This window comes from Aquimarina rhodophyticola, from assembly GCF_042434915.1.
Taxonomy (GTDB): Bacteria; Bacteroidota; Bacteroidia; order Flavobacteriales; family Flavobacteriaceae; genus Aquimarina.
Genome location: NZ_CP170198.1, coordinates 3,379,379 through 3,402,662 on the forward strand (window position 1 = coordinate 3,379,379; position 23,284 = coordinate 3,402,662).

The window sequence follows — 23,284 nt, forward strand, 5'->3', positions numbered from 1 at the left end:
TTTGGTAGCTAGCTACCAAACCTTTTTTGTTATGTATGATTAATTAAACCAAAGCATCCAATGCCTCAGCATATACATTTTTTGGAGAAACTCCAACTTGACGTCCTACAACTTCACCATTTTGAAAAACAAGTACAGTAGGGATGTTACGCACACCATATTTTGCTGCAAATTCTTGGTTTGCATCAACATCTACTTTACCTACTACAGCCTTACCATCGTATTCTTCACTAATTTGTTCGATGATTGGTCCAACCATTCTGCAAGGTCCACACCAAGCTGCCCAAAAATCAACCATTACTGGTTTATCGCTTTTTAATACTACTTCGTCAAAAGTAGCATCTGTAATTTCTAATGCCATATTACTAATTTATTAAAGTTCTTGTTTGTATTACAAAATTAGTCAATATTTTTGCGAATCCTTACATCTAGCGTATACGTTTTAATTATTAACTCATCAATGTAATTGATGTTTAATTGGGTAGCCTACATTCTTTGCAATCTTTGATTTCGCCATAATAGGTTTCTCTGTACTTATGGACGACTCCCATGGGTACTTTCAGAAAGTATTTTCTTATGTACACAACTTTGGAAGTCAAAATTCCCATTTCTTTGTGATACCTTTTTTCAGTCTTAGTTTGTCTTCTAATTTCGATTAACTTCATAAATACTTTTAATAGTTAACGTATAACTTAATAAAATACGTATAACAAGAAAATAATAATCGTTAAACTAATCCTAATAAATTTCAAAAATGAAAATAATGAACTAAAAATCCATTGTTTATACGCAAATATCTTTTGCTACATGATGGTGTATAAGTATTGCTATTTAGTTTAATTTATAATAGATGGATTCATTTTCTAAAATATCTAATAGAGTTGGTGATATATTAACCTTTTGCTTACGACTAGGCATATGAAGTTTAAGCTGCTCTGCCATTTCGTAAATAACAAAATTTAATGTATGATTACCCGTGTTTAAGGTAAGTACCTCTTTTAATTGATCAATTCGGGAGTCAGATAATTCATTAATGTCTAATTGGATAGTCAATTTTTTGGCATAGTTTTCCATCACATCGTGCAATAATTGAAAACTATTGAATTGAATACGAGGATCTCCCTTTTTTCCCGTTTCTCGGTTGGTCCAGCCTTCTTTTATAAAGGCTTTGGCGTATACAAACGTACTTTTAACTAAAAAAGGTCTATGTTTTAAGTAATCTTCTCCAAAAATTCTAAACTCATGTGCGGTATTGTAGTCTTCTATGCTAAAAATAGCCCACCCCTTTCCATTTTTTGAAGTACGATGTTCTACATTTGTAATAACACCTCCAAAGGATAATTCTTGATTAATATTGTTTTCAATATCAGAAAAATGTTGAAGAGTTGCATTGCAAAAATATTTCATTTCGTATTTAAAATCGTCGAGAGGATGTCCAGAGAGGTAGATCCCAACAACTTCTTTTTCTCTAGCTAATTTTTCCATAGTTCCCCATTCTTCACATGGAGGTACTATGGGTTCGGGTATTTGTACTTCGCTGGCTTCACCAAATAGACTTACCTGTGAAGAATTTTCGCTTTCTTGAAATTTGGACCCGTAGCGAATTGCTTTTTCCAAAAATGTGATCCCATCACCCTCTTCGTGAAAGTATTGACCACGATGTGTATCGGTAAAAGAGTCAAAGCCGCCAGCAAGCGCTAAGCTTTCAAACGCTTTTTTATTAGCCGCTCTTAAGTCGATACGTTTGGCAAAATCAAAGATTGAGCGATAAGGTCCTTCTTCTTTTCTATTTTCAACGATAGTGGCTACCGCTCCAGTCCCTACACCTTTGATCGCGCCCATACCAAAACGAACTGCTCCTTCTTTATTAACTGAAAATTTACGATAGGACTCATTCACATCAGGTCCTAATACATCAAGTTTCATCCGTTTACATTCTTCCATAAAGAAGGTAACCTGCTTGATATCATTCATGTTATTAGATAGCACAGCAGCCATGTATTCGGCAGGATAATGAGCCTTAAGATATGCAGTTTGATACGCAATCCAGGCATAGCAAGTAGAATGAGACTTGTTAAATGCATAGGCGGCAAAGGCCTCCCAATCCTTCCAAATTTTCTCTAATCTATCCTCGTCATGGCCTTTGGCAGAGGCTTGTTCGATAAATTTGGGTTTCATTTTATCCAAAACAGCCTTTTGTTTTTTACCCATGGCTTTACGTAAAACATCTGCCTCACCTTTCGTAAAATCTGCAAGTTTTTGTGATAAAAGCATTACTTGCTCTTGGTATACTGTTATTCCATAGGTTTCTTGCAAGTACTCTTCACAAGCTTCCAGATCATAAATAATTTCTTCTTTACCATGTTTACGATTAATAAAACTAGGGATATATTCTAATGGACCAGGTCGATATAGTGCGTTCATTGCAATTAAATCAGCAAAAACGGTAGGTTTTAGCTCTTTTAAATATTTTTGCATTCCGGGAGATTCGTATTGAAATATACCAACAGTTTCTCCTCTTTGAAAGAGCGCATAAGTTTCTTCGTCGTCAAGCGGAAAACTTTCGGGATCGAGATCCACATTATGTTTTGCTTTTACAATTTTGACTGTGTCCTTAATTAGTGTAAGTGTTTTGAGTCCTAAAAAATCCATTTTAAGCAGACCTGCACTCTCCACAACTGAGTTATCAAATTGTGTGCAGTACATGTCTGAATCCTTTGCGAGTGCTACGGGTACAAATTTTGTAATATCATCGGGCGTGATAATTACCCCGCAAGCATGAATTCCAGTATTACGCACTGAGCCTTCAAGAACACGGGCTTGATTTAAGGTCTCGGCTTCAAGATCGTTGCCATCTGCTATTTTAAGTAATTCATTGATCTTTTCAAGATCATCGCTTCTAAATTTTTTCTTCAAAGTAGCTTCGTCGACGCCAAATATTTTACCAAGTTTTGACATATTAGGAATCAGTTTGGATATCCTATCGGCATCTCCAAGAGGCAAATCAAGTACTCGTGCAGTATCACGAATTGAAGATTTGGCAGCCATCGTTCCATAGGTAATAATTTGAGCTACTTGATTTGATCCATATTTTTCAATTACATAATCCATAACGCGGCTACGACCTTCATCATCAAAATCGATATCTATATCGGGCATACTTACACGATCTGGATTGAGAAAACGCTCAAAAAGTAAATCATATTTAATAGGATCTAGATTGGTGATCCATAGGCAATACGCTACGGCAGAACCAGCAGCGGATCCTCTACCAGGCCCTACTGACACATCCATTTTTCTAGCAGCACGGATAAAATCTTCTACAATCAAAAAGTATCCAGGATACCCAGTTTTTTCAATAACTTTAAGCTCAAAATCCAAGCGTTCATCTATCTCAGGGGTTATTTCACCATAACGCTTTTTGGCACCCTCGTATGTAATATGACGTAAATAACTATTTTCACCTCGCTTACCACCATCAATCAAATCTTCTTCAAATTGAAACTGTTTTGGGATATCAAAAGCAGGTAAGAGTACATCTCTTGCAAGTTCGAAAGATTCAATTTTATCTACTACTTCTTGTACATTTGCTATTGCTTCTGGTAGGTCAATGAAAAGCTCTTTCATTTCCTCTTGCGACTTAAAATAGTATTCTTGATTTGGCAGTCCATATCGATACCCTCGACCACGACCAATCGGTGTTGCTTGTTTCTCACCATCTTTTACACATAATAAAATATCATGAGCATTGGCATCGGCTTGTTCGCAATAATATGTATTATTAGTCGCAACAAGTTTTATAGTATGTTTTTTGGAAAATTCTACAAGAACCGAGTTGACTCGATTTTCGTCTTCCTGATTATGGCGCATAATTTCGATGTATAAATCATCTCCAAACTCCTTATGCCACCATAACAATGCCTCTTCGGCTTGTTTCTCCCCGATATTTAAAACCTTACTAGGTACCTCACCGTATAGATTGCCAGTAAGTACAATAATGTCTTTTTTATATTTTTTGATAATTTCTTTGTCTATCCTGGGAACATAGTAAAAACCATCTACGAACGCAGTAGAAGACATTTTTGCAAGATTGTGATATCCATTTTTATTTTTGGCTAAGAGAACAATTTGATAGCCATTATCTTTTCGGGATTTGTCTTGATGATTTTCACACACAAAAAATTCACATCCAATAATAGGTTTTATTTCTTTACCCTTAGGTAATTCACCTTTATCTAGCGCTTCTTTATTTGCTAATTGGATGGTTTTATTGTGATTCGCAACTCCTTGCACAAAATGGAAGGCTCCCATCATATTAGCGTGATCTGTCATTGCCACTGCCGGCATATTATTTTTGACGGCTACTTGTATCAAATCTGGGATACTAGAGGTTGACTGTAATACCGAAAATTGTGAATGATTATGTAAATGTGAGAATTGAACAGTGTCTAAAACCTCTAGATTTTGCTGTATGTCTTGCTGTGATACCTTTGTTTTCTCTTTTTCTGAAAACGTTTCTCGAATCTTATTTGAGGCTTTTTTAAGATTGATATGACGTAGACCAATAAGCTGTATTTCGGTTGGGTTTTTTTCTTTAAAACGATCAAAATAATCTGGGGAGACGTCTAGTTCTTCAATAGTAAAAACTTGTTTTCTCACTAATTCAAAGAAACATCGTGTAGTAGCTTCTACATCTGCTGTAGCATTATGTGCTTCTCCAAAAGCTTTTCCAAATAAATGTTGATGCAATTCGGTTAAAGTGGGAAGCTTAAATTTACCTCCTCGTCCACCTGGTATCTGACATAGTTTTGCAGTTTTTTCTGTACATGTATCCAGTACTGGTAAAGATTGTAACCCATTTGCCAAGGTGAGTCTATGAAACTCGGCACCCATAATATTGATATCAAAGCCAACATTTTGGCCAACTACAAATTTTGTTTTTGATAGTGCGTGCTTAAATTTTTCTAAAACTTCTTTTAGTGGGATGCCATCTTGCTGTGCTAATTCTGTAGAGATGCCATGAATTTTTTCTGCATCATAGGGAATGTTAAACCCATCTGGTTTTACAAGATAATCTTGATGCTCGATACAGTTTCCCATCGCATCGTGCAACTGCCATGCTATTTGTATACATCTGGGCCAGTTATCCGAATCAGTTATGGGAGCATCCCATCGTTTTGGTAAACCAGTAGTTTCGGTGTCAAATATCAGATACATAGGCAAATATGTCTTTGAGAATTAATTGGAAATTAGAGGTTCAAAAATAATCAAAATACTATACTTTACGACGAGAATATTTTATACTTATCAACTAAAAAAGGTCGATTTACTAAGTAAATCGACCTTTTTTGATTTGTTTTATTCATGTCTTAAACACATGAACTTTGTAGATACATTTTATCCTTGTTTATAGCACTTAAAATTTCATTTTTCTGATTCACAAAAATTGTATCAAGGGTTGGTGGTAAATCTTTTTGTTGTAAAAGTTCTTGATAGTCCTCCAGTGCCTTTTCGTCTCCTCGGATGCATTCTTCTAGAATGATTTTTTCGTCATCACTTGAGAAAAAAGCTTTAATGTCAATCCATGCGCGGTGAAGGTCTGCGCTAAAACTTGTGTCATCTTCTGGGATTTGGCCATAACGTAAAATTTCTTTACGTAATTCATCTACAAAATTAGAACGTTGCTCTATTCTGTTTCTAAAAAAAGCCTTTAATTCAACGCTCTTTGTATTAGAAGCTGCTTTTTCGTAACCTTCTACCGAGTTTATATTATTCTGTAATAAAGTGTTTAATTTATCTGATATTTCTTTTTTAAAACTCATGATTTATTTTTTAGGTGAAAAAAAGCCCGAATTTTTCGGGCTCTGCTTATAAACTTAGTTTTTAAGAAAATGTCGACTCAAAACGTTTTACATCGTTCAAAGCATTAGAGATGTTATCTCGATGATTTTTTAAAATGGTGGATGTAGATAGGGGTAGTGAAGTTTCTTTTAAAACTTCATTATACTCTTCGGCTGCAGCTTTTTCTCCGCGAATAGTTTCTTCCAAAATCGATTCTTCACTATTTGCAGATAATGCTGATTTTATATTCATCCAAGTACGATGTAAGTCTCCCTTGATACTAGTACCTTTGTCTGGTGTTTCACCAAATGATTTAATTTCATTCTTAATTTCATGCCCAAAATTATAACGTTCTTGAGCTCTGTTATTAAAATAGGCTTTTAGATCGTTATTTTTTACATTCTCTGCAGCAGTTTTATACCCCTTTTCTGCGTCATAATTTTTTTCCAATAGTTCATTAAGTTGATTGGCTACTTTTTCTGAATATTTCATAGTTATATTTTTTAAAATGAATTAATATTTCATGTTTGTTTACTATAAAGATATTGTTAGAAAACGCTGTTGTCAAGCTAATTAACAAGGTTTGTGAGATATTAACTTAGATTAACAAACCTTTGTGTTAGTTGTTGTTAAATATGTTAATTAAAAAAGCGCCTTACGGTTACGTAAAGCGCTTTCGCGATATAGATATGTACTTGGGGTTAATATCCGAAATCGAATGTTCCTTCTTTAATATTGTGCTGACTACGAGTGGTAAAAGAAAATGAACCACTAATGCATTTTACAGAAGTGTCATGAGCAAGTATTTTTAAAGTGCCTGTTTGAGCAGCAGATTTATCTTTGTGTAAGCTGTAAGTAGCACTATATTGTCCAAATCCTGAAAGTGTGTATTGACCAGATGTAACCTTAAAGGGTAGTAAAATTTCAATAGTTTCATTATCGTTTACAGATGTAATTCGAATTGAAGCATCCTCTACACCGATTACAGTTGCCTCGTGTGTATCTCCAATAAATTCCTCTGTATTTACAAGAGCAGTCATCGAAGCATTAAGTAAGCACGGATTAATCAAAGCTTCCTCGGGGGTAGTTATAAGTGTTTCTACAGTGCCAGGTACAAGAGGTATTCGATAAAACCATCCATTTTGAAAAGAAATAGTGTTACCATGTCTATCTTTTAAATTAGTAAAATTAAAAGTACCAGAGATCGTATTATCGGTTCTATTTGTAATTTTTGCTATCCCCGATGACTCCCCCGTTTTACTTATAAACTTTCGCGAATCATAATAATACGCCACCTCTTCGCGAATTTGGTCATCAAGTTTATAATCTCCAATCGATGAAGATGGTAATGTGATTTGCAAAGACTGTTTCTCACTGCTGCCATAAATCAAAATGGTGCCGTCATCAAGTAACTTTGCTTCCTTTATGGTAGAATTAAATAGTTGCCCATCAATCGCTACCTGTAATGCTGGTGTATTTACCTCTATATCATTAGTACATGAGAGCGAGAGTAGAGAAAAGCATATTAATAGAAAAGTAATTTTTTTAATCATACAGTTTTTGGCTTTAAGTTTTTACGGTTAAACCGTAATTTGATTACAGACTACAAACATATGTTATAATGATCAAGTAAACAAGTGTTTAGATTAAAATTTATTTAATTTCATCGATTAAGTTATTATTTATCCGATTAAAAACACTAATTATGCGGTGTTTTAAAACTTTCGTAAGAATTATTGAAAAAGATTACGAGTAATTTCTTATGGTATAAAATCGCTCATTATTAAATAAATAGAAAAAAGTCTTATGTAAATGAAAAAAAAATTATCTTTGCAGCCTTTAATTATAATCCGGGTCGTGTACCCAAAAATTAATTTTTATGCCTGTTAAAATTAGATTACAGAGACATGGTAAAAAAGGGAAGCCTTTTTACTGGATCGTTGCAGCCGATGCAAGATCAAAAAGAGATGGTAAATTCTTAGACAAATTAGGAATTTACAATCCAAATACCAATCCAGCAACAATTGAGTTGGATGTAGATGGAGCGGTTAAATGGTTACAAAATGGAGCACAACCAAGTGATACGGCAAAAGCAATTTTGTCTTATAAAGGAGCTTTGTTAAAAAATCACCTTGCTGGTGGAGTTAAGAAAGGAGCTTTAACAGAAGAGCAGGCCGAGGAGAAATTCCAAGCATGGTTGTCTGAAAAAGATGGTAGTGTTGATGCTAAAAAATCTGAACTCGCTAAGAAAGAACAAGATGAAAAAGCTAAAGCATTAGCTGCTGAAAAAGAAGTGAATGCAAAGCGTGAGGCTGCTGCTGCTGAAGCGGAAGCTGCTGCAAAAGCAGAATCTGAAGCTGCTACTGCATCTGAAGAAGTAACTGAAGAAACAACTAACGAAGAAGAGTAGTTGATCCACTAACGATGAAGAAAGAAGAATGCTTCTATCTAGGAAGAATCGTAAGTAAATTCAGTTTTAAGGGTGAAGTGTTGGCAAAATTAGACACCGATGAACCCGAAAGCTATTTAAATATGGAATCAGTTTTTGTTGATTATAACAACAATCTGGTTCCATATTTTATTGAAAAATGTTCCCTTCACAAAAGTGACTTACTCAGAATACGTTTTGAAGATGTCTCTTCTGAAGAAGAAGCAGACGATCTTATGAAGGCTGATCTTTATCTCCCGTTAACATTATTACCCAAATTGGATGGAGATCGATTTTACTACCACGAGGTTATTGGATTTACAGTAGTAGACACCAGTTATGGAATAGTTGGTACTATTAAAAGCATAAATGATACTACAGCTCAAGCCTTATTTGAAATCGATAATAAGGGTGTTGAGATTTTAATACCTATGAATGATGAATTCATTACTAAGCTTGATCGGGATAATAAACAAATTTTAATTACAGCACCCGAAGGCCTTATAGAACTTTATTTATCTTAATCCCTTGTCTACTCCTTTTAAATTCAAACAATTTACGATAGCTCAAGATCGTTGTGCAATGAAGATTGGCACAGACGCTGTATTATTGGGTTCATGGATTCCCTTAACTACAACCGAAAATTCAATATTAGATATTGGTACAGGTACAGGCGTGATTGCTTTAATGCTAGCTCAGCGCTCAAATGCAGAAGTTGTTGACGCTCTCGAAATCGATTCTGACGCTTACGAGCAAGCGATAGAAAATTTTGAAAATTCTCCTTGGGGAGATCGGTTATTTTGCTATCATGCATCTTTTCAAGAGTTTTTTAATGAATTTGAGGATGATACGTATGACCTGATTGTTAGTAATCCACCTTTCTTTAAAGAAAACGTAAAGTCAGAAAATCAACAGCGCAGTGTGGCAAGGTTTGAAGATGCTCTTCCGTTTGAGCATTTAATATACGGAGTTTCCCAACTCCTTTCGGCCCAGGGTCGATTTGCTATGATTCTGCCTTATGTGCAAGAAGATCTGATAGTAAGTTTGGCAAAGCGATATTCTTTGTTTCCAGAAAAAATAACTCGCGTGAGAGGTGCGGCAACCTCTCCCTTAAAACGTAGCATGATACTGTTTGGCAGAAAAAAAGTAACTTGCGATTTTAAGGAAATGTATATAGAGATTTCTCGTCATGTCTATACTCCAGAGTACCTTGAGTTAACTAGAGATTTCTATTTATAAGTACAAAAAAAGAGTATTAATTAAAATACTCTTTTTTTGTGTATAATTTTTTGCTTAAGCAAAAAGTTTACTCTTTTCTATTTCTAAACTATGAAGCCCAGTTTCCTTTAGCATCAATCACTAATTCCATACTTTCACCGTTTTCTTTAGCCAATTCTAATTTAAAATTACTAGCATCTTTATTTGCAGCAGCTTTACTAATTGTTGCTCCAGCATAATCTTTAGCAACCGCATCTATTACAGCTTGTGGTAAATTTTCTACAGCCACATCAGTATATTTTTCTTGTAAAGTGCTAACTTCGATCGTAGTATCCGAAGTAAGATCCTTTGCATTCATAGACTGATTTCCAAAAGTAAAAGCTATTACAGCTACTGGTATTACAAATAATTTTTTCATGGTTATAAATTTTTAATTAAGTTTAATTATTAACGTTATAGATAATGTAATAATTGTGCCAAAGTTTATATGGGTTCTGTTTGCAAGGTAATTAATTATTTTTCAGTACTTTATTGTGCAGTAGTTTTTTATTATATTATTTTTATGTAGACATTGTGTAGAAAGTATTACAAAAGTGAGGATTTTTTCCTACATATGTTAAATAGATAATTAGTATGATTTCTAAATAGCACCTATTCCAGACGTATATTTATTGAACAATTTTTTCTATCGGTACATTTTACAATTGCTATTTATTGATATGATTATTTTAAAGCAACGAGGTATTTCTGAATTTTATCCTTTATAAGTAATTCAATTATGTGTTACTGATTGGCAAAAAATAAATATTGCAATGCTTTGTGATAATAAATTATGAAGTTGCATAAGGTAGATCTACTGTATGGTACAATGTTGCTATATAACAAAAGAGACCGCCATTTTGCGACAGTCTCTTTTTTCTCATAACTAATTTTTTTGGATGGCCTTTATTGATAAAGACTTACTCCATGGTTTAGGAGTGCAAAATTATTCTGCAATCCAATTTCCTTCAGCATCAATGTATACATTCATTGTTTCTCCATCTTCTTGAGAAAGTTCAAGCTTGAACTCTGATGCATCTTCTTTTGCTGCTGCTTTACTAATAGTTGCTCCTTCATAATCATTTGCAACAGCATCCAAAACGGGTTGTGGTAAGTTTTCAACTGCTAATTCTACATATTTATCCTGTAGCGTAATTTCTGAAGCATCACTCATAGCCAAATCCTGAGCAGTTACAGTTCCTATTGTTAAGGTTAATGCTAATACTGGTAACACAAATAAATTTTTCATCTTTATACTTTTTTAAATTTATATTCAAATTCAATTATATTAATAATAGTAATAATTATGCCATACAGTTATTTTGCATGAATGGATTTAAAACAATGATAATTAGCATCTTACATCTTAAAAATTATTTTTTTATGATAAGAATGCTGTACTAAAGTGTAGATTTTTGTAGGAAGCTGAGGATTTTTTCCTCATTAAATATTCTATTATTGAAATTTTGTTTAAATTTTTAAAATTTTGCTTGTCATTTATCATAAAAATGTGTGTATAATCCTCAATTCTCTATATTTTATTGATAGTTAAAAAATTGTGTTCTCCAGTAGCTTTAATTACATTTGTTAGCATCAGATAATGATGCTATATCACCAATCCTTTTTTAAGAATGAAACCAGATTTATTTCAAGCCCCAGATTACTATCAAATAGATGATTTATTAAGTGATGAGCATAAGATGGTTCGTGATGCTGCACGCAATTGGGTAAAACGTGAAATTTCTCCAATTATAGAGAAGTATGCACAGCAGGCTCAATTTCCCAAGCAAATAATTAAAGGTTTAGCTGATATTGGAGCTTTTGGGCCATACATTCCACAAGAGTATGGAGGTGCTGGAATGGACCAAATTAGTTATGGGTTAATAATGCAAGAAATAGAAAGAGGTGACTCTGGTGTACGATCTACCGCATCTGTTCAATCATCACTTGTGATGTATCCAATTTTTAAATATGGTACAGAAGAGCAACGTAAAAAATATTTACCAAAATTAGCTTCTGGTGAGTTTATGGGGTGTTTTGGACTTACAGAACCAGATCACGGATCCAACCCAGGTGGTATGACGACTAATTTTAGAGAAGAAAGTGATCATTATGTTCTTAATGGAGCAAAACTTTGGATATCAAATGCACCTTTTGCAGATATAGCTGTAGTTTGGGCAAAAGATCAATCCGGGAGAATTCATGGATTAATTGTCGAACGCGGGATGGAGGGATTTACGACTCCCGAAACACATAATAAATGGTCTCTGCGAGCCTCTGCAACTGGAGAGCTTATTTTTGATAATGTGAAAGTTCCTAAAACAAATTTATTGCCTGGTAAGAGTGGGCTTGGCGCACCTCTTGGATGTTTGGATTCTGCACGATTTGGAATAGCATGGGGAGCCATTGGAGCGGCTATGGATTGTTATGATACAGCCTTGCGGTATGCCAAAGAGCGTATTCAATTTGGTAAGCCTATAGGAGGCACGCAATTACAGCAAAAAAAATTAGCCGAGATGATAACCGAAATCACCAAAGCACAACTGTTAGCTTGGCGATTGGGTGTTTTGCGAGATGAGGGTAAAGCTACTTCTGCACAAATATCCATGGCCAAAAGAAACAATGTTGAAATGGCTATCAAAATAGCTAGAGAAGCAAGACAAATATTAGGAGGCATGGGTATAACGGGCGAATATAGTATTATGCGCCATATGATGAATCTAGAGAGCGTAATTACATATGAAGGAACACATGATATCCATTTATTAATAACAGGTATGGATATAACAGGGATAGCTGCTTTTTCTTAGCGTAATCTTTTATTTACTGCTTGGATAACTTTTGGTTTTAACTAATTTTGCACAATGGTTTATGATGTAATCGTAGTCGGTGGTGGTGCAGCAGGGTTTTTTACAGCAATCAATGCTGTTCAAAAAAATCCAAATCTCAAAATCGCTATTCTAGAACGTGGTAAAGAAGTGTTGTCAAAGGTTAGGATCTCTGGTGGTGGTCGCTGTAATGTTACGCATGCCGAATTTATTCCTAACGATTTGGCAAGAAATTACCCTCGTGGTGAAAAAGAACTTAAAGGACCATTTCATACATTTATGACTGGAGATACAATGGCATGGTTTGAAGAACGTGGAGTACCTTTAAAAATAGAAGAAGATGGAAGGGTGTTTCCTGTTTCAAATACTTCGGAGTCTATAATTAATTGTTTTCTCAGTGAAGCAAAGTCATATGCTATCGAGATAAAAACAAACCATTCTGTCAAGAGCTTTGAAAAATCACAAGGTTCTTGGAGGGTAACTACATCCAAAGGATTATTTAAAGCTAGCTACTTGGTTGTAGCCACGGGTAGTAATCCAAAAATATGGACATTTCTCGAGCAGCAATTCCATAAAACCATAGCTCCTGTACCTTCTTTATTTACTTTTAATAGTAAAGATAAGCGAATTGTAGATTTACCAGGTGTAGCTACTACTGCAGCTATAAAATTACGTGGTTCTAAACTTAGATCAGAAGGCCCAGTGTTGATTACACATTGGGGGCTAAGTGGTCCAGCGATTCTTAAGTTATCAGCTTGGGGGGCAATAGAATTACATACTAGAAATTATAAATTTGAAATAGAGATAAATTGGTTATGTGAACAAACCTATAATCAAGCACTAGCAGAGTTGCAAAAAACTAAACTTCAGCATAGCAAACAATATATATACAAGTATGCACAGTTTGATTTGCCAAAACGCTTGTGGCGTTCCTTGGTAGTTGCATCAGGAATTAGTGAACAAACCAGATGGGCTGATCTTACTAAAGAGCAATTAAAAACATTAGTGACGCAACTTACTAGTACAGAATTTAAGATTGATGGCAAAAGCACTTTTAAAGATGAATTTGTAACTGCAGGCGGTATAGTTCTGCAAGAAATAAATTTTAAAACATTTGAGAGTAAAGTTCAAAAAAATTTATTCTTTGTTGGCGAAGTCTTAAATATTGATGCAATTACAGGAGGTTTTAATTTTCAAAATGCTTGGACGAGTGGATATATTGCAGCCAATACGTTAGCTAAAAAATCTTTAGGAGAACTTTAGCAAATAAAATATTAATCGAAGATCTTATAATTACTCTTTTATCAGACCTCTCCAAGATATTTCAATTGCCTGTTGCAAATGTTTTTCTTGTAAGGTTACCTTTTCATTTTCATTGATCTTCACTATTGAGACAACATTGCCAAAAAATAATTCCTCCATTACCATAGTATTATAAGGCTTGAATACTTTGTCTTTAATTCCGTTTCTAAAATAGAGTTCAATGTCACCATAGTATTTTCTGGCTCGATCTTTAAGTGATTGAGGAATTTCTGGAGATCTGGCGATTTGTTCTGAAAAAATAAAAGCCAAGGGGTTATTTACAAAATAATGGAATAAATTCATCCACATGGTCCAGAATTGTTTTTTGTAATCGCCTTGTTCTGTATTTCTCATCACGACAGTACCAAAATCTTGAGTAAGCATTAAATAGAGTTCTGTTATGATCTCTTCTTTATTTTTAAAATGGTGGTATACAGTGCCATTAGCAACGCCAGATTCTTTAATAATCTGCGATAATGAAGTGGCATTTATACCTTGAGTAGTTATTAACTCCAAAGTGGTTTGCAAAACGATTGCTTTTTTACTCATCTGTTTTTCCTTATTCAAATATTAATTTAGTTGCCATATGCTATAGTTTAAGATTGCAGCAAATGCAATCCATACAGCGTAAGGAATAAGTAGGTAAGCGGCGATTTTATTTACAACTTTGAACCACTTGATGGTAAAAAGAACGAGGATAAACAGGGCAGTTATATCCAAAAATGCTAATATGGGGCTTCGTAAACCAAAAAATAGTATAGACCAGGCTGCATTTAATAGTAATTGAAAGCCAAAGTGATACAACGCAACTTTTACCCATTTGTGATAAAAACCACGGCTCCAAACTATACCTGCAGCTATTCCCATTAGGCAATACAAGATAATCCATACTGGACCAAACACCCATTTTGGCGGAGTGAAGGCTGGTTTGATTAAGGCGGGATACCAAGTGCTCATGCCAGATTGCGTAACGATACCGCTTAATATACCAATAGCCAGGCAGATACAAACAGCAATACTGATACGAATAAGCTTTTTCTTCATAATCTCACCTTAGTCAGGTACTAAAATAGGAATTTATTTTCAGTACCTCTACGATAAAATTGGACTAAGCACTTATCTTTGTCAAAATTATTATTTCTAATGAATAATCATTCCGAATTCGTCTCGTTGGTTTATAAAAATTTACCAACTCAAGGATCCATTACTTGTTCGTCTCCCAGTAATATAGCTTTAGTTAAATATTGGGGTAAACGAGATGTGCAATTACCAGAGAACCCTTCAATAAGTTTTACTTTATCAAATTGCGTTACCAAAACAGTTGTGCGGTATATTAAACTAGATCAAGCTCAACAATCTGTAAATTTTGAATTGTTGTTTGAAGGTCAAGAAAAACCCGAATTTAGACCAAAAATTGCTTCTTTTTTCCAGAGAATTTTACCTTACATGCCATTTTTGGAGCAGTATAAGTTATTTATCGATACTCAAAATACGTTTCCGCATAGCAGTGGTATTGCATCTTCTGCTAGTGGTATGAGTGCTTTGGCATTTGCATTAGTGCAATTAGAAAAAGAAATAAATCAAGAATTATCTGCTGCTTTTCTATTAAAAAAAGCTTCATTTTTGGCTAGACTTGGTTCTGGTAGTGCCTGTCGCAGTATTGAGGGGCCAGTCACAATGTGGGGTAAACACCAATCAATATCAGAGAGCTCAGATGATTTTGCGATTAGTGTTCCATTTAAAGTGCATAAAAAATTTAATTCCTATCAAGATGTAATTTTGTTAATTGATAAAGGTGAAAAACAAGTTAGTAGCACTGTAGGGCATAATCTTATGCATAATCATCCCTTTGCACAAAAGCGTTTTGAACAAGCGCATAATAACATTGACACACTAATAGAAATTTTAAAAACAGGCGATTTAGATCGCTTTATAACGCTAGTCGAAAGCGAGGCATTGACTTTACATGCCATGATGATGACCTCATTACCCTATTTTATTTTAATGAAACCTAATACGTTGTTAGTGCTTCAAAAAGTTTGGAATTATCGTAACGCAACGGGTTCTAAGTTGTGCTTTACATTAGATGCTGGTGCGAATGTACATTTGTTATTTCCAGAAAATGAAAAAGATGAAATTTACAATTTCATTAAGAATGAGTTAGTTGTGTATTGTGATAAAGGGCAGTATATTTGCGATAAACTTGGATTAGGCGCCAAAATAGTGTAACTTTAACACTATTAAGATGACAAACAGAAAGCATAAGTAACGGATGAAAGGACCATTATTTTATTCTAAAATTCTTCTTTTCGGAGAATATGGTATTATTAAGGACTCAAAAGGTCTTAGTATTCCCTATAATTTTTATAAAGGAGCATTAAAGGTTTCAGAAAACCCATCAAATCAAGCAATAGAGTCAAACAAATATTTGAACAATTTTGCTAAGTATCTTCAAAAAATTGAAGGGACTTCATCTGTATCATTTGATTTAGAGTCATTATTTAGTGATATTGATGCAGGTATGTATTTTGACAGTAGTATACCGCAGGGATATGGTGTAGGAAGTAGTGGCGCTTTGGTAGCAGCTATATATGATAAATATGCTATTAATAAAATCACTATTCTCGAAAATCTAACTCGGGATAAGCTGCTACAGCTAAAAGATATTTTTGCAGTTATGGAATCGTTTTTCCATGGTAAAAGTTCTGGTCTAGATCCTTTAAATAGTTATTTAAGTTTACCAATCCTTATACATTCAAAAGACAATATTGAAGCCGCTGGGATACCTTCTCAAAGTACAGAACAGAAAAAGGGGGCCGTTTTTTTATTAGATAGCGGCATTGTTGGTGAAACCGCACCGATGGTTAGTATATTTATGGAAAACATGAAGCAAGAGGGGTTTAGAAATATGCTCAAAACGCAATTTGTAAAGCATACCGATGATTGTGTTGATGATTTTTTAAAGGGAGATGTAAAATCTCTTTTTATGAATATTAAAAAATTATCTAATGTTGTATTAGATAATTTCAAGCCAATGATACCTCAACAATTTCATGCTCTATGGAAAAAGGGAATTGATACAAATGCTTACTATTTAAAGCTTTGTGGTTCTGGTGGAGGTGGTTATATCTTAGGTTTTACAGAAGACTTTGATAGCGCTCAAGCAGCTTTGAAAGATTATAAGTTAGAGGTAGTTTACAATTTTTAAACGCAGTGTTCATGCTGTCTAGAAAGAACAAACTCTTTTTATTAAAGCTATTGAGTTTGTTTTCTATTGTTAGAGGATATAACATTTTGATTATTGTTATCGCTCAGTATCTAACATCAATTTTTATTCTTGCCCCGCATATTCCTATTGGTCAAATAGTATTTGATGCTAAATTATTCGTTTTAATTGTTGCTTCTTCAGTTGTTATTGCTTCGGGTTATATTATCAATAATTTTTATGACCGTGAAAAGGATTTAATTAATCGTCCACAAAAAAGTATGTTGGATCGACTTGTGAGCCAGCGCACAAAATTGACAGGATATTTTATACTTAATTTTTTGTCGGTCGTTTTAGCAAGCTATGTTTCTTTTAAAGCAGTTTTATTTTTTTCAAGCTATATTTTCGGAATTTGGATATACTCACACAAATTAAAAAAGATTCCTTTTTTTGGTAATATCGTAGCCGCTCTACTTTCAATGATTCCCTTTTTTGTAATTTTTGTTTATTACAAAAATTTTGATCGTGTGATCTTCGTACATGCTTCTTTTTTATTTCTTTTATTGATAATTCGAGAAATGGTCAAGGATCTAAGTACATTAAAAGGGGATATGGCTCAAGACTATCATACGCTTCCAATTATATATGGTGAGCGCATTTCAAAAGTTATAATTACAAGCTTAGTGTTAGCATGCATTTTTCCTATATATCTTTTATTAACCCAATATGATATTGGTTATATGGGCTTTTATTTTAATATCGTATTAGTGATACTATCTTTTTTCTTAATTGGTATTTGGTTTTCTATATCACAAAAGCATTATGTGTGGTTACATAATGCAATGAAATTTATTATAGTTCTTGGAGTTTTTAATATTATTCTATTAGATATAGAAATTATAATAAGTAAGTTCTGTTAAGACTTATAATCACGTTGATAGTAAAATGTTAAAATAGAACTTGATGATATGTATGCTATGTTCATATTTGTAAGTACTATTCTTTTTTAAATTATTACAATAAGAAAAATCATAGTTTATCTAGACAAAGAATAGTTGCCTTATAAAGAGGGAATAAGCTATCTTTGTGCAAAATTTCAGATATGAGTCGTGGAGATAATTCCAATAAGGGAAGCAAAAGTGGGAGACAAGGTGGAAAATCTAGAGAAAAATCTTACGCAAGAGGCAATGCGCCAATACGTAAAAAAGAACCAGTTAAGCGTATAATCAAAGTTTCTGATGAGATGCGCTTAAACAAATTTGTAGCAAATTCTGGTGTTTGCTCGCGCAGAGAAGCCGATTTATATATACAAACAGGGAGTGTATGGGTAAATGGGAAGCCAATTACCGAAATGGGATATAAGGTAAAACTTACCGATGAAGTCAAATTTGATGGTAGATTAATTACACCTTATAAAAAAGAATACGTTCTTCTTAATAAACCCAAAGGCTTTGTAACTACAAATAGTACAGAAAAGACTAGAACGGTGATGGATTTGGTATCTAATGCATCTAAATCTGTTTTAAAACCTGTTGGTCGTTTGGATCGCAACACTACAGGATTACTTTTATTTACAAACGATGTAGATATAGAGAAAAAATTAATAGATCATAAAGTAGGTGTACGCAAAATATATCATGTTGAATTAAGTCGTAACTTAAAATTTGAGGACCTTACCAAAATAAAAGAAGGTATTAAATTAAAAGAAGGTTTTATCACAGTAGATGACATCTCATATATAGACGGAGCTTCTAAAAATGAAATAGGAATCCAGTTACAATCTTCAAAAAATGGAATTGTACATAAATTATTTGAACATTTAGGTTATGATTTGGTAAAACTAGATAGAGTCATTTACGCGGGTCTTACCAAAAAAGACTTACCAAGAGGTCACTGGAGAATCCTAACGGAGCAAGAGGTTATTAATCTGCGAATGATGTAGTTTTAACAGCAGAGGTATCTGCCGTTGATGCTAAAATATTTTTGAGTGCGTCATAATATTGTTTGGTGATATAAATCCCATTATGGCCAGCTCCTTCAATCATAACATGATTAATCTTATCGGGGTAAAGTGCTTTAAGCTTTTTTGAATTTTCCTCTGGATTAATTAAAAAGTCTTTTGTACCATGAAATATATAAATAGGGCAAGTAACCTTTGATAAAAACTTATAGGATGGGATTTTATAATTTATCAATAATTGAGGTACTGGGGCTATACTCGCAATAAATGAATTCCAGGCATAGTAGGGAGCTTCTAGAATTAAAAGCTTGGGTTTGTTTGTAGAAGCTGTATATGCGGCAAATCCGGTACCTAGTGAGAATCCAAGAACTATAATACGAGATTCGTCATATCTTGTTTTCACATAGTTATAAACCTTTTGAGCATCGTTGTATAATTGCTCTTCTTTAGAATAAAACCCATCACTTTTACCATATCCACGATAATCAACAAATAAGATATCATAGCTATTATCGGTATAGAGTGAAGCTCTTTTTCCCCAATCGTGAATTGCTCCTGCGTTGCCATGAAAATATAAAATTACACCTTTAGAAGGCTGTTGAGTTTTAAAAAGTAACGCATTTAGCTCTATCTCATCGGTAACCTTAATATCAATCTCTTCAAATGGTTGTGAAAATTTATATTGGTAAGATTTATCTAATAGTTTAGGGTTGAAAAAAAATCGTTCCTGTCTAAAGTATAAAAAAATATAGGCACCCAAAATAAGCAAGGAGATCCCTAAAATAGTTCGTAAAATACGCCGTCCTATCTTCTTCAAATTAATTCTCAAAGCGTATACCTTTTAATTTTTTATTTTGAAAAATTTCAAAGATAAATATACCCATAACAAGTAAATACTCTAAAGCCACCAGAGCTAAATTTTCACTAAAATTAATTTCGGCATAAGCACTATAACTTAAAACCACCGTTAATGTCCATACAAAGACAAATCGGTATATGGTGAAGATTGATAAAAACAACGGAGTGGTTAAATACCAAGGATGAACAGTTGTTGACAAGCACAAATAAAAGCAGATAGCAAATAACATGGCTGTAATTAATTGAGGTGTTGTAATATTTTTTCTTAGAAAACTCAAGCTCAAAATTCCTATAATAGAAATAACAGGAAGAATTTTACCTACGGTTCCTATAATGTTCCAACCGACTATTTGATACCCTAACCATCTTATTATATAATAGAAGCTCGCATTAAATTCAAAACTTTGGAACCATAAAGCGATTGTACTTGTGAAATTATTGATAAAATCAATACTTATAAAAGGAATGAAGGTTAAAATGGCTACAGTAACGGTAATAGTATAAAATAAAAGCAGTCTCCAAATATTTAAAACCTTATACGTTTTACTCATACGAAATGGAACAAAATATTGAAAGAATAGGGGTAACAAGAGTAGTGGTACTAATTTAACAGAAATTGATAGCCCAAGAACCACTGCAGCCCACTGCCATTTTTCTTTTGTGAATAGATAAAATGCCCAAGCTAAGAAAAATATCATAACTGCTTCAAAATGTAGATTTCCTGTCAACTCAATAATTATAAAAGGGTTGAGAAAATATATAAAGATATGATGTGTTGGTAACTTCAAGTGATTCAGTATTTTTTTTCCGAAATACAAAATTCCTATATCCGCCATGATAATAATGCAGCGCAGCACTACCGTAGCTCCTAAGATACTTTTATTTGCAACCAAAGCAGCGATACTGTAGCACAGTTGACTTATAGGAGGATAGTTGGTGTAGTGACTTGCATTTAATGCTCCCATACCAGTATAAAGAAACTCTGCTTGAGCAATAGGGACATTGCCTTGCGCTATCCATGATGCTGGCAAAGTTAAATAGGGATTAAAACCTTCTATAAGAAGCCTGCCATCCCAAATAAAGCGATAAAAATCTTGAGATAAGTTGGGGGTAGCAAATAAAAAGAGAAGTCTAAAAAGAATCCCGATGCTTCCTAAAAATATAAAATCATCTTTATTAAGGTTTACTATCTTGTAGCTAAATAAAAATAAGGAACACCATAAAAGGAGTAATGTTACAAAATCAGTGCGTTTTAGTAAGTACGCAAAAACTAGGTAAAACAGAATAGCGAAGATTAAAAAGAGTGTAGATCTGCTGCGATATTTTTCAAAATTTAGGATCACAATTTTGAAGTAATCGATTTTATAAACACAAAACCAAAACCTAGAAATAGCATACTATGAAACAGAAATAAGCCAAAATCTTGGAGTTTAAAAGCGCTATAAAGTGCAAATCCAAAATAGACCATTAGAAAAGCTTCGATTACCGTATTACCAGAGATGTTTTTATTGATGTACTTATTCTCTTTTAGATTATTCTTTATAGCATTCACGTTAAATTTTGGAGTTCTGATAAATTCACTCTTTTTGCCTAAATGACCTTCTAGAACCGCCATAGAGTTATGAACAGAAAAGCCCATTGCTATAGAGAAAAATGTAAAAAACATCTTTACATATTCTACGAAGTTCCAAAAGCCTTTACCGTGAATTCTTTTGAAAGTATACCAATAACAAAAGAAAAATATTACAGTACTAAGTGCAAAAAATGCAATAACATTAAAGTACCAACTAAATAAAGGATTGTTATTTTTAATATAGAGAATAGGAACACTCAAGATAGCGACCAACAATACTAACAGAAACAAACTACTATTCAACAAATGGAAAAAACTATGTAGTTTTGTTTTAAATGGTACTGTTTTATCTTTAAGAAGTTTCCAAAATAACTTCTGGAAATTTTCGGCTGCTCCTTTGTTCCATCTAAATTGCTGAGATCTCGCGGCACTAATTATGATAGGTAGTTCGGCAGGTGTCTCTACATTCTCCAGATATTTGAATTTCCATTGTTTCATCTGGGCACGATAACTTAGGTCCAAATCTTCGGTTAGCGTATCTCCTTGCCAATTACCTGCATCGATGATACATTCTTTTCTCCAAACTCCAGCCGTACCATTAAAATTAATAAAATGATTGTTGTAATTTCTACCTACTTGTTCCATCGTAAAATGAAAATCAAGTGCAAACGCCTGTATTTTGGTTAGCATAGAATAGTTTCTATTAATATGCCCCCAACGAGTTTGTACAACCCCAATTTTTGGATCTTTGAAAAAAGGAATAGTTTGTAATAACCATTTTTTGCCAGGAAGGAAATCTGCATCAAAAATAGCAATGAATTCTCCTTTTGCTATGGCTAACCCTTCTTTAAGTGCTCCTGCTTTAAAACCACTTCTCTTCTTTCTACGAATATGCTTAATATCAAGACCCGTAGCTTGCAGTAATTTTATTTGAGTTGCTGTACTTTGCACTGATTCGTCTGTTGAGTCGTCCAAAACTTGTATTTCGAGTTTGTCACTTGGGTATTCGAGTAGAGCAATGTTATCTAATAGCCGCTCCATAACATAAAGTTCGTTATAAACTGGTAACTGTATGGTAACAAAAGGAATCTCTTGTGAATTTTCAAAATCGAAAACTAAAGATTCATCCAATTGCTTTTGCGATTTTATGTAATTAAAAAGCAGGTTGAGCTGCGTTAAACTATACAAAAAAATGATGATTAACGCAAAAGTGTAAACTATGATAATGGCAATATCCACTATTTAAAACTGTATTTAAAAATCCAACTTAATATCTTAATGCCTGCAAATATAGCACCTTTTAGCGTTCCCGAAACCTTTGAGACTCCAATTCGGTTTTTATAAGGCACCTTGATCTCGGTATACGTATATTTATTCTTAATAGCTTTCAGTTGCATTTCAACTGTCCATCCATAAGTTTTATCTTCCATTTCTAATGCCAAAAGCTTACTGTATTTGATAGCTCTAAAAGGGCCTAGATCTGTGAATTTGGCTCCAAAAAACAAGTGCATAAGACTTGTAGCCAGCCAATTGCCAAATATTTGAGGTGTAGTCATGGCTCCTTTTTCTCGTAATTCTTTTGTACGTGCACCAATAACAAAATCAATATCATGATCAAGAATAGGAGCAACTATATCTGACAAGTAGCTAGGATAATCACTATAATCACCATCTAAGAAAACGATGATATGAGGAGCGATCTCCTGATTTTGGATATATTCCATACCTTTTAAACAGGCATACCCATACCCCATACGCGACTCTCTCAAAACCGTAGCTCCAGCATTTTTAGCAACTTTTTCGGTATGGTCTGTAGAGTTATTACTTACTACAATGATTTCTGAAACAATTTTTGGTATATCTTTAATGACCAGTGCAATTGCTTTTTCTTCATTAAAGGCAGGAATAATAACTTTTATAATCGAATTCATTGTATCTATGAGCGTATAAGTAATTTTAAAGTAAAAAATTAAACTTTAACGATGCAATATCGGAATTAATATTTATTCTAGTCACTGATTTTGATTTTTGA

General features: G+C 33.6%; 22 protein-coding genes. 9 read left to right on the forward strand and 13 right to left on the reverse strand.

Annotation, left to right across the window (positions count from 1 at the left end):
• Nucleotides 1-43: 43 nt before the first annotated feature.
• The 5 genes from trxA to ACE939_RS14710 form a co-directional block, all read right to left on the reverse strand.
• A complete protein-coding gene (trxA, locus tag ACE939_RS14690; protein ID WP_148781241.1) occupies nt 44-361 on the reverse strand; it encodes a thioredoxin in 318 nt (105 codons plus the stop codon).
• Nucleotides 362-831: 470 nt separating this feature from the next.
• A complete protein-coding gene (gene dnaE, locus ACE939_RS14695) occupies nt 832-5,217 on the reverse strand; it encodes a DNA polymerase III subunit alpha (protein ID WP_378186365.1) in 4,386 nt (1,461 codons plus the stop codon).
• Nucleotides 5,218-5,369: 152 nt separating this feature from the next.
• Nucleotides 5,370-5,822, reverse strand: a complete 453-nt coding sequence (locus ACE939_RS14700; RefSeq protein ID WP_378186366.1) for a PA2169 family four-helix-bundle protein — start codon at nt 5,820-5,822, stop codon at nt 5,370-5,372.
• Nucleotides 5,823-5,883: 61 nt separating this feature from the next.
• Nucleotides 5,884-6,333, reverse strand: a complete 450-nt coding sequence (locus ACE939_RS14705; RefSeq protein ID WP_378186367.1) for a PA2169 family four-helix-bundle protein — start codon at nt 6,331-6,333, stop codon at nt 5,884-5,886.
• Between the two features lie 209 nt (nt 6,334-6,542).
• Nucleotides 6,543-7,394 carry a DUF6252 family protein gene (locus ACE939_RS14710; RefSeq protein WP_378186369.1) on the reverse strand — a complete coding sequence of 284 codons (852 nt, stop codon included), beginning with the start codon at nt 7,392-7,394 and terminating at the stop codon, nt 6,543-6,545.
• A gap of 326 nt (nt 7,395-7,720) precedes the next feature.
• On the opposite strand from ACE939_RS14710, the gene ACE939_RS14715 reads away from it, so the two are divergent.
• From ACE939_RS14715 to ACE939_RS14725, 3 genes are read left to right on the forward strand one after another with little or no spacing between them, the layout of a single operon-like run.
• Nucleotides 7,721-8,251, forward strand: a complete 531-nt coding sequence (locus ACE939_RS14715) for a 30S ribosomal protein S16 (RefSeq protein ID WP_378186371.1) — start codon at nt 7,721-7,723, stop codon at nt 8,249-8,251.
• Nucleotides 8,252-8,265: 14 nt separating this feature from the next.
• Complete coding sequence (gene rimM, locus ACE939_RS14720; RefSeq protein ID WP_378186373.1) at nt 8,266-8,793, forward strand: ribosome maturation factor RimM; 528 nt, start codon at nt 8,266-8,268, stop codon at nt 8,791-8,793.
• A 58-nt stretch (nt 8,794-8,851) separates the two neighbouring features.
• Nucleotides 8,852-9,508 (forward strand): tRNA1(Val) (adenine(37)-N6)-methyltransferase, encoded by a 657-nt coding sequence (locus ACE939_RS14725; RefSeq protein ID WP_378186374.1) that lies wholly within the window; start codon nt 8,852-8,854, stop codon nt 9,506-9,508.
• Between the two features lie 88 nt (nt 9,509-9,596).
• On the opposite strand, the gene ACE939_RS14730 is transcribed toward ACE939_RS14725, so the two are convergent.
• Entirely contained in the window at nt 9,597-9,905 is a 309-nt protein-coding gene (locus ACE939_RS14730) for a hypothetical protein (RefSeq protein WP_378186376.1), read from the reverse strand.
• 567 nt (nt 9,906-10,472) lie between these two features.
• A complete protein-coding gene (locus tag ACE939_RS14735) occupies nt 10,473-10,775 on the reverse strand; it encodes a hypothetical protein (RefSeq protein WP_378186378.1) in 303 nt (100 codons plus the stop codon).
• 382 nt (nt 10,776-11,157) lie between these two features.
• Here ACE939_RS14735 and ACE939_RS14740 point away from each other — a divergent pair, with 382 nt between their 5' ends.
• Both ACE939_RS14740 and ACE939_RS14745 read left to right on the forward strand, forming a co-directional pair.
• Nucleotides 11,158-12,336 carry an acyl-CoA dehydrogenase family protein gene (locus ACE939_RS14740; RefSeq protein ID WP_378186380.1) on the forward strand — a complete coding sequence of 393 codons (1,179 nt, stop codon included), beginning with the start codon at nt 11,158-11,160 and terminating at the stop codon, nt 12,334-12,336.
• A 54-nt stretch (nt 12,337-12,390) separates the two neighbouring features.
• On the forward strand, nt 12,391-13,617 hold the full coding sequence (locus ACE939_RS14745; protein WP_378186381.1) for an NAD(P)/FAD-dependent oxidoreductase: 1,227 nt from the start codon (nt 12,391-12,393) through the stop codon (nt 13,615-13,617).
• A 30-nt stretch (nt 13,618-13,647) separates the two neighbouring features.
• On the opposite strand, the gene ACE939_RS14750 is transcribed toward ACE939_RS14745, so the two are convergent.
• Complete coding sequence (locus tag ACE939_RS14750; RefSeq protein ID WP_378186382.1) at nt 13,648-14,205, reverse strand: TetR/AcrR family transcriptional regulator; 558 nt, start codon at nt 14,203-14,205, stop codon at nt 13,648-13,650.
• A gap of 21 nt (nt 14,206-14,226) precedes the next feature.
• Complete coding sequence (locus tag ACE939_RS14755) at nt 14,227-14,700, reverse strand: TspO/MBR family protein (protein ID WP_378186383.1); 474 nt, start codon at nt 14,698-14,700, stop codon at nt 14,227-14,229.
• Between the two features lie 99 nt (nt 14,701-14,799).
• Between ACE939_RS14755 and ACE939_RS14760 the strand changes: the two genes are divergently transcribed.
• The 4 genes from ACE939_RS14760 (at nt 14,800) to ACE939_RS14775 (ending at nt 18,803) form a co-directional block, all read left to right on the forward strand.
• Nucleotides 14,800-15,885, forward strand: coding sequence for a diphosphomevalonate/mevalonate 3,5-bisphosphate decarboxylase family protein (locus tag ACE939_RS14760; protein WP_378186384.1), 1,086 nt, complete (start codon nt 14,800-14,802; stop codon nt 15,883-15,885).
• A gap of 43 nt (nt 15,886-15,928) precedes the next feature.
• Nucleotides 15,929-16,864 carry a mevalonate kinase gene (locus ACE939_RS14765; protein WP_378186385.1) on the forward strand — a complete coding sequence of 312 codons (936 nt, stop codon included), beginning with the start codon at nt 15,929-15,931 and terminating at the stop codon, nt 16,862-16,864.
• A gap of 11 nt (nt 16,865-16,875) precedes the next feature.
• The gene (locus tag ACE939_RS14770) at nt 16,876-17,781 is read left to right on the forward strand and encodes a geranylgeranylglycerol-phosphate geranylgeranyltransferase (protein WP_378186386.1); all 906 of its coding nucleotides are present in this window, start codon (nt 16,876-16,878) and stop codon (nt 17,779-17,781) included.
• A 182-nt stretch (nt 17,782-17,963) separates the two neighbouring features.
• Entirely contained in the window at nt 17,964-18,803 is an 840-nt protein-coding gene (locus ACE939_RS14775) for a pseudouridine synthase (RefSeq protein ID WP_378186387.1), read from the forward strand.
• On the opposite strand, the gene ACE939_RS14780 is transcribed toward ACE939_RS14775, so the two are convergent.
• The 4 genes from ACE939_RS14780 to ACE939_RS14795 are packed head-to-tail and all read right to left on the reverse strand — an operon-like array spanning nt 18,784 to nt 23,183.
• Nucleotides 18,784-19,650 carry an alpha/beta hydrolase gene (locus tag ACE939_RS14780; RefSeq protein ID WP_378186388.1) on the reverse strand — a complete coding sequence of 289 codons (867 nt, stop codon included), beginning with the start codon at nt 19,648-19,650 and terminating at the stop codon, nt 18,784-18,786. The two genes, ACE939_RS14775 and ACE939_RS14780, sit on opposite strands and share 20 nt — an antisense overlap.
• Nucleotides 19,640-21,022, reverse strand: a complete 1,383-nt coding sequence (locus tag ACE939_RS14785; protein WP_378186390.1) for a mannosyltransferase — start codon at nt 21,020-21,022, stop codon at nt 19,640-19,642. Before ACE939_RS14785 ends, ACE939_RS14780 begins: the two co-directional genes overlap by 11 nt.
• A complete protein-coding gene (locus tag ACE939_RS14790; RefSeq protein WP_378186391.1) occupies nt 21,019-22,491 on the reverse strand; it encodes a cellulose synthase family protein in 1,473 nt (490 codons plus the stop codon). Before ACE939_RS14790 ends, ACE939_RS14785 begins: the two co-directional genes overlap by 4 nt.
• Nucleotides 22,491-23,183, reverse strand: a complete 693-nt coding sequence (locus tag ACE939_RS14795; RefSeq protein ID WP_378186393.1) for a glycosyltransferase family 2 protein — start codon at nt 23,181-23,183, stop codon at nt 22,491-22,493. The genes ACE939_RS14790 and ACE939_RS14795 overlap by 1 nt, the downstream gene beginning before the upstream one ends.
• Between the last annotated feature and the right edge of the window lie 101 nt (nt 23,184-23,284).

Coding starts and splice junctions, on each gene's coding strand:
- ACE939_RS14710 (WP_378186369.1), bottom strand. CDS start 7,394: ATGATTAAAAAAATTACTTTTCTATTAATATGCTTTTCTCTACTCTCG.
- ACE939_RS14750 (WP_378186382.1), bottom strand. CDS start 14,205: ATGAGTAAAAAAGCAATCGTTTTGCAAACCACTTTGGAGTTAATAACT.
- ACE939_RS14770 (WP_378186386.1), top strand. CDS start 16,876: ATGCTGTCTAGAAAGAACAAACTCTTTTTATTAAAGCTATTGAGTTTG.
- ACE939_RS14745 (WP_378186381.1), top strand. CDS start 12,391: ATGGTTTATGATGTAATCGTAGTCGGTGGTGGTGCAGCAGGGTTTTTT.
- ACE939_RS14705 (WP_378186367.1), bottom strand. CDS start 6,333: ATGAAATATTCAGAAAAAGTAGCCAATCAACTTAATGAACTATTGGAA.
- dnaE (WP_378186365.1), bottom strand. CDS start 5,217: ATGTATCTGATATTTGACACCGAAACTACTGGTTTACCAAAACGATGG.
- ACE939_RS14725 (WP_378186374.1), top strand. CDS start 8,852: ATGAAGATTGGCACAGACGCTGTATTATTGGGTTCATGGATTCCCTTA.
- rimM (WP_378186373.1), top strand. CDS start 8,266: ATGAAGAAAGAAGAATGCTTCTATCTAGGAAGAATCGTAAGTAAATTC.
- ACE939_RS14755 (WP_378186383.1), bottom strand. CDS start 14,700: ATGAAGAAAAAGCTTATTCGTATCAGTATTGCTGTTTGTATCTGCCTG.
- ACE939_RS14795 (WP_378186393.1), bottom strand. CDS start 23,183: ATGAATTCGATTATAAAAGTTATTATTCCTGCCTTTAATGAAGAAAAA.
- ACE939_RS14715 (WP_378186371.1), top strand. CDS start 7,721: ATGCCTGTTAAAATTAGATTACAGAGACATGGTAAAAAAGGGAAGCCT.
- ACE939_RS14740 (WP_378186380.1), top strand. CDS start 11,158: ATGAAACCAGATTTATTTCAAGCCCCAGATTACTATCAAATAGATGAT.
- ACE939_RS14775 (WP_378186387.1), top strand. CDS start 17,964: ATGAGTCGTGGAGATAATTCCAATAAGGGAAGCAAAAGTGGGAGACAA.
- ACE939_RS14765 (WP_378186385.1), top strand. CDS start 15,929: ATGAAAGGACCATTATTTTATTCTAAAATTCTTCTTTTCGGAGAATAT.
- ACE939_RS14730 (WP_378186376.1), bottom strand. CDS start 9,905: ATGAAAAAATTATTTGTAATACCAGTAGCTGTAATAGCTTTTACTTTT.
- ACE939_RS14700 (WP_378186366.1), bottom strand. CDS start 5,822: ATGAGTTTTAAAAAAGAAATATCAGATAAATTAAACACTTTATTACAG.
- ACE939_RS14735 (WP_378186378.1), bottom strand. CDS start 10,775: ATGAAAAATTTATTTGTGTTACCAGTATTAGCATTAACCTTAACAATA.
- ACE939_RS14760 (WP_378186384.1), top strand. CDS start 14,800: ATGAATAATCATTCCGAATTCGTCTCGTTGGTTTATAAAAATTTACCA.
- trxA (WP_148781241.1), bottom strand. CDS start 361: ATGGCATTAGAAATTACAGATGCTACTTTTGACGAAGTAGTATTAAAA.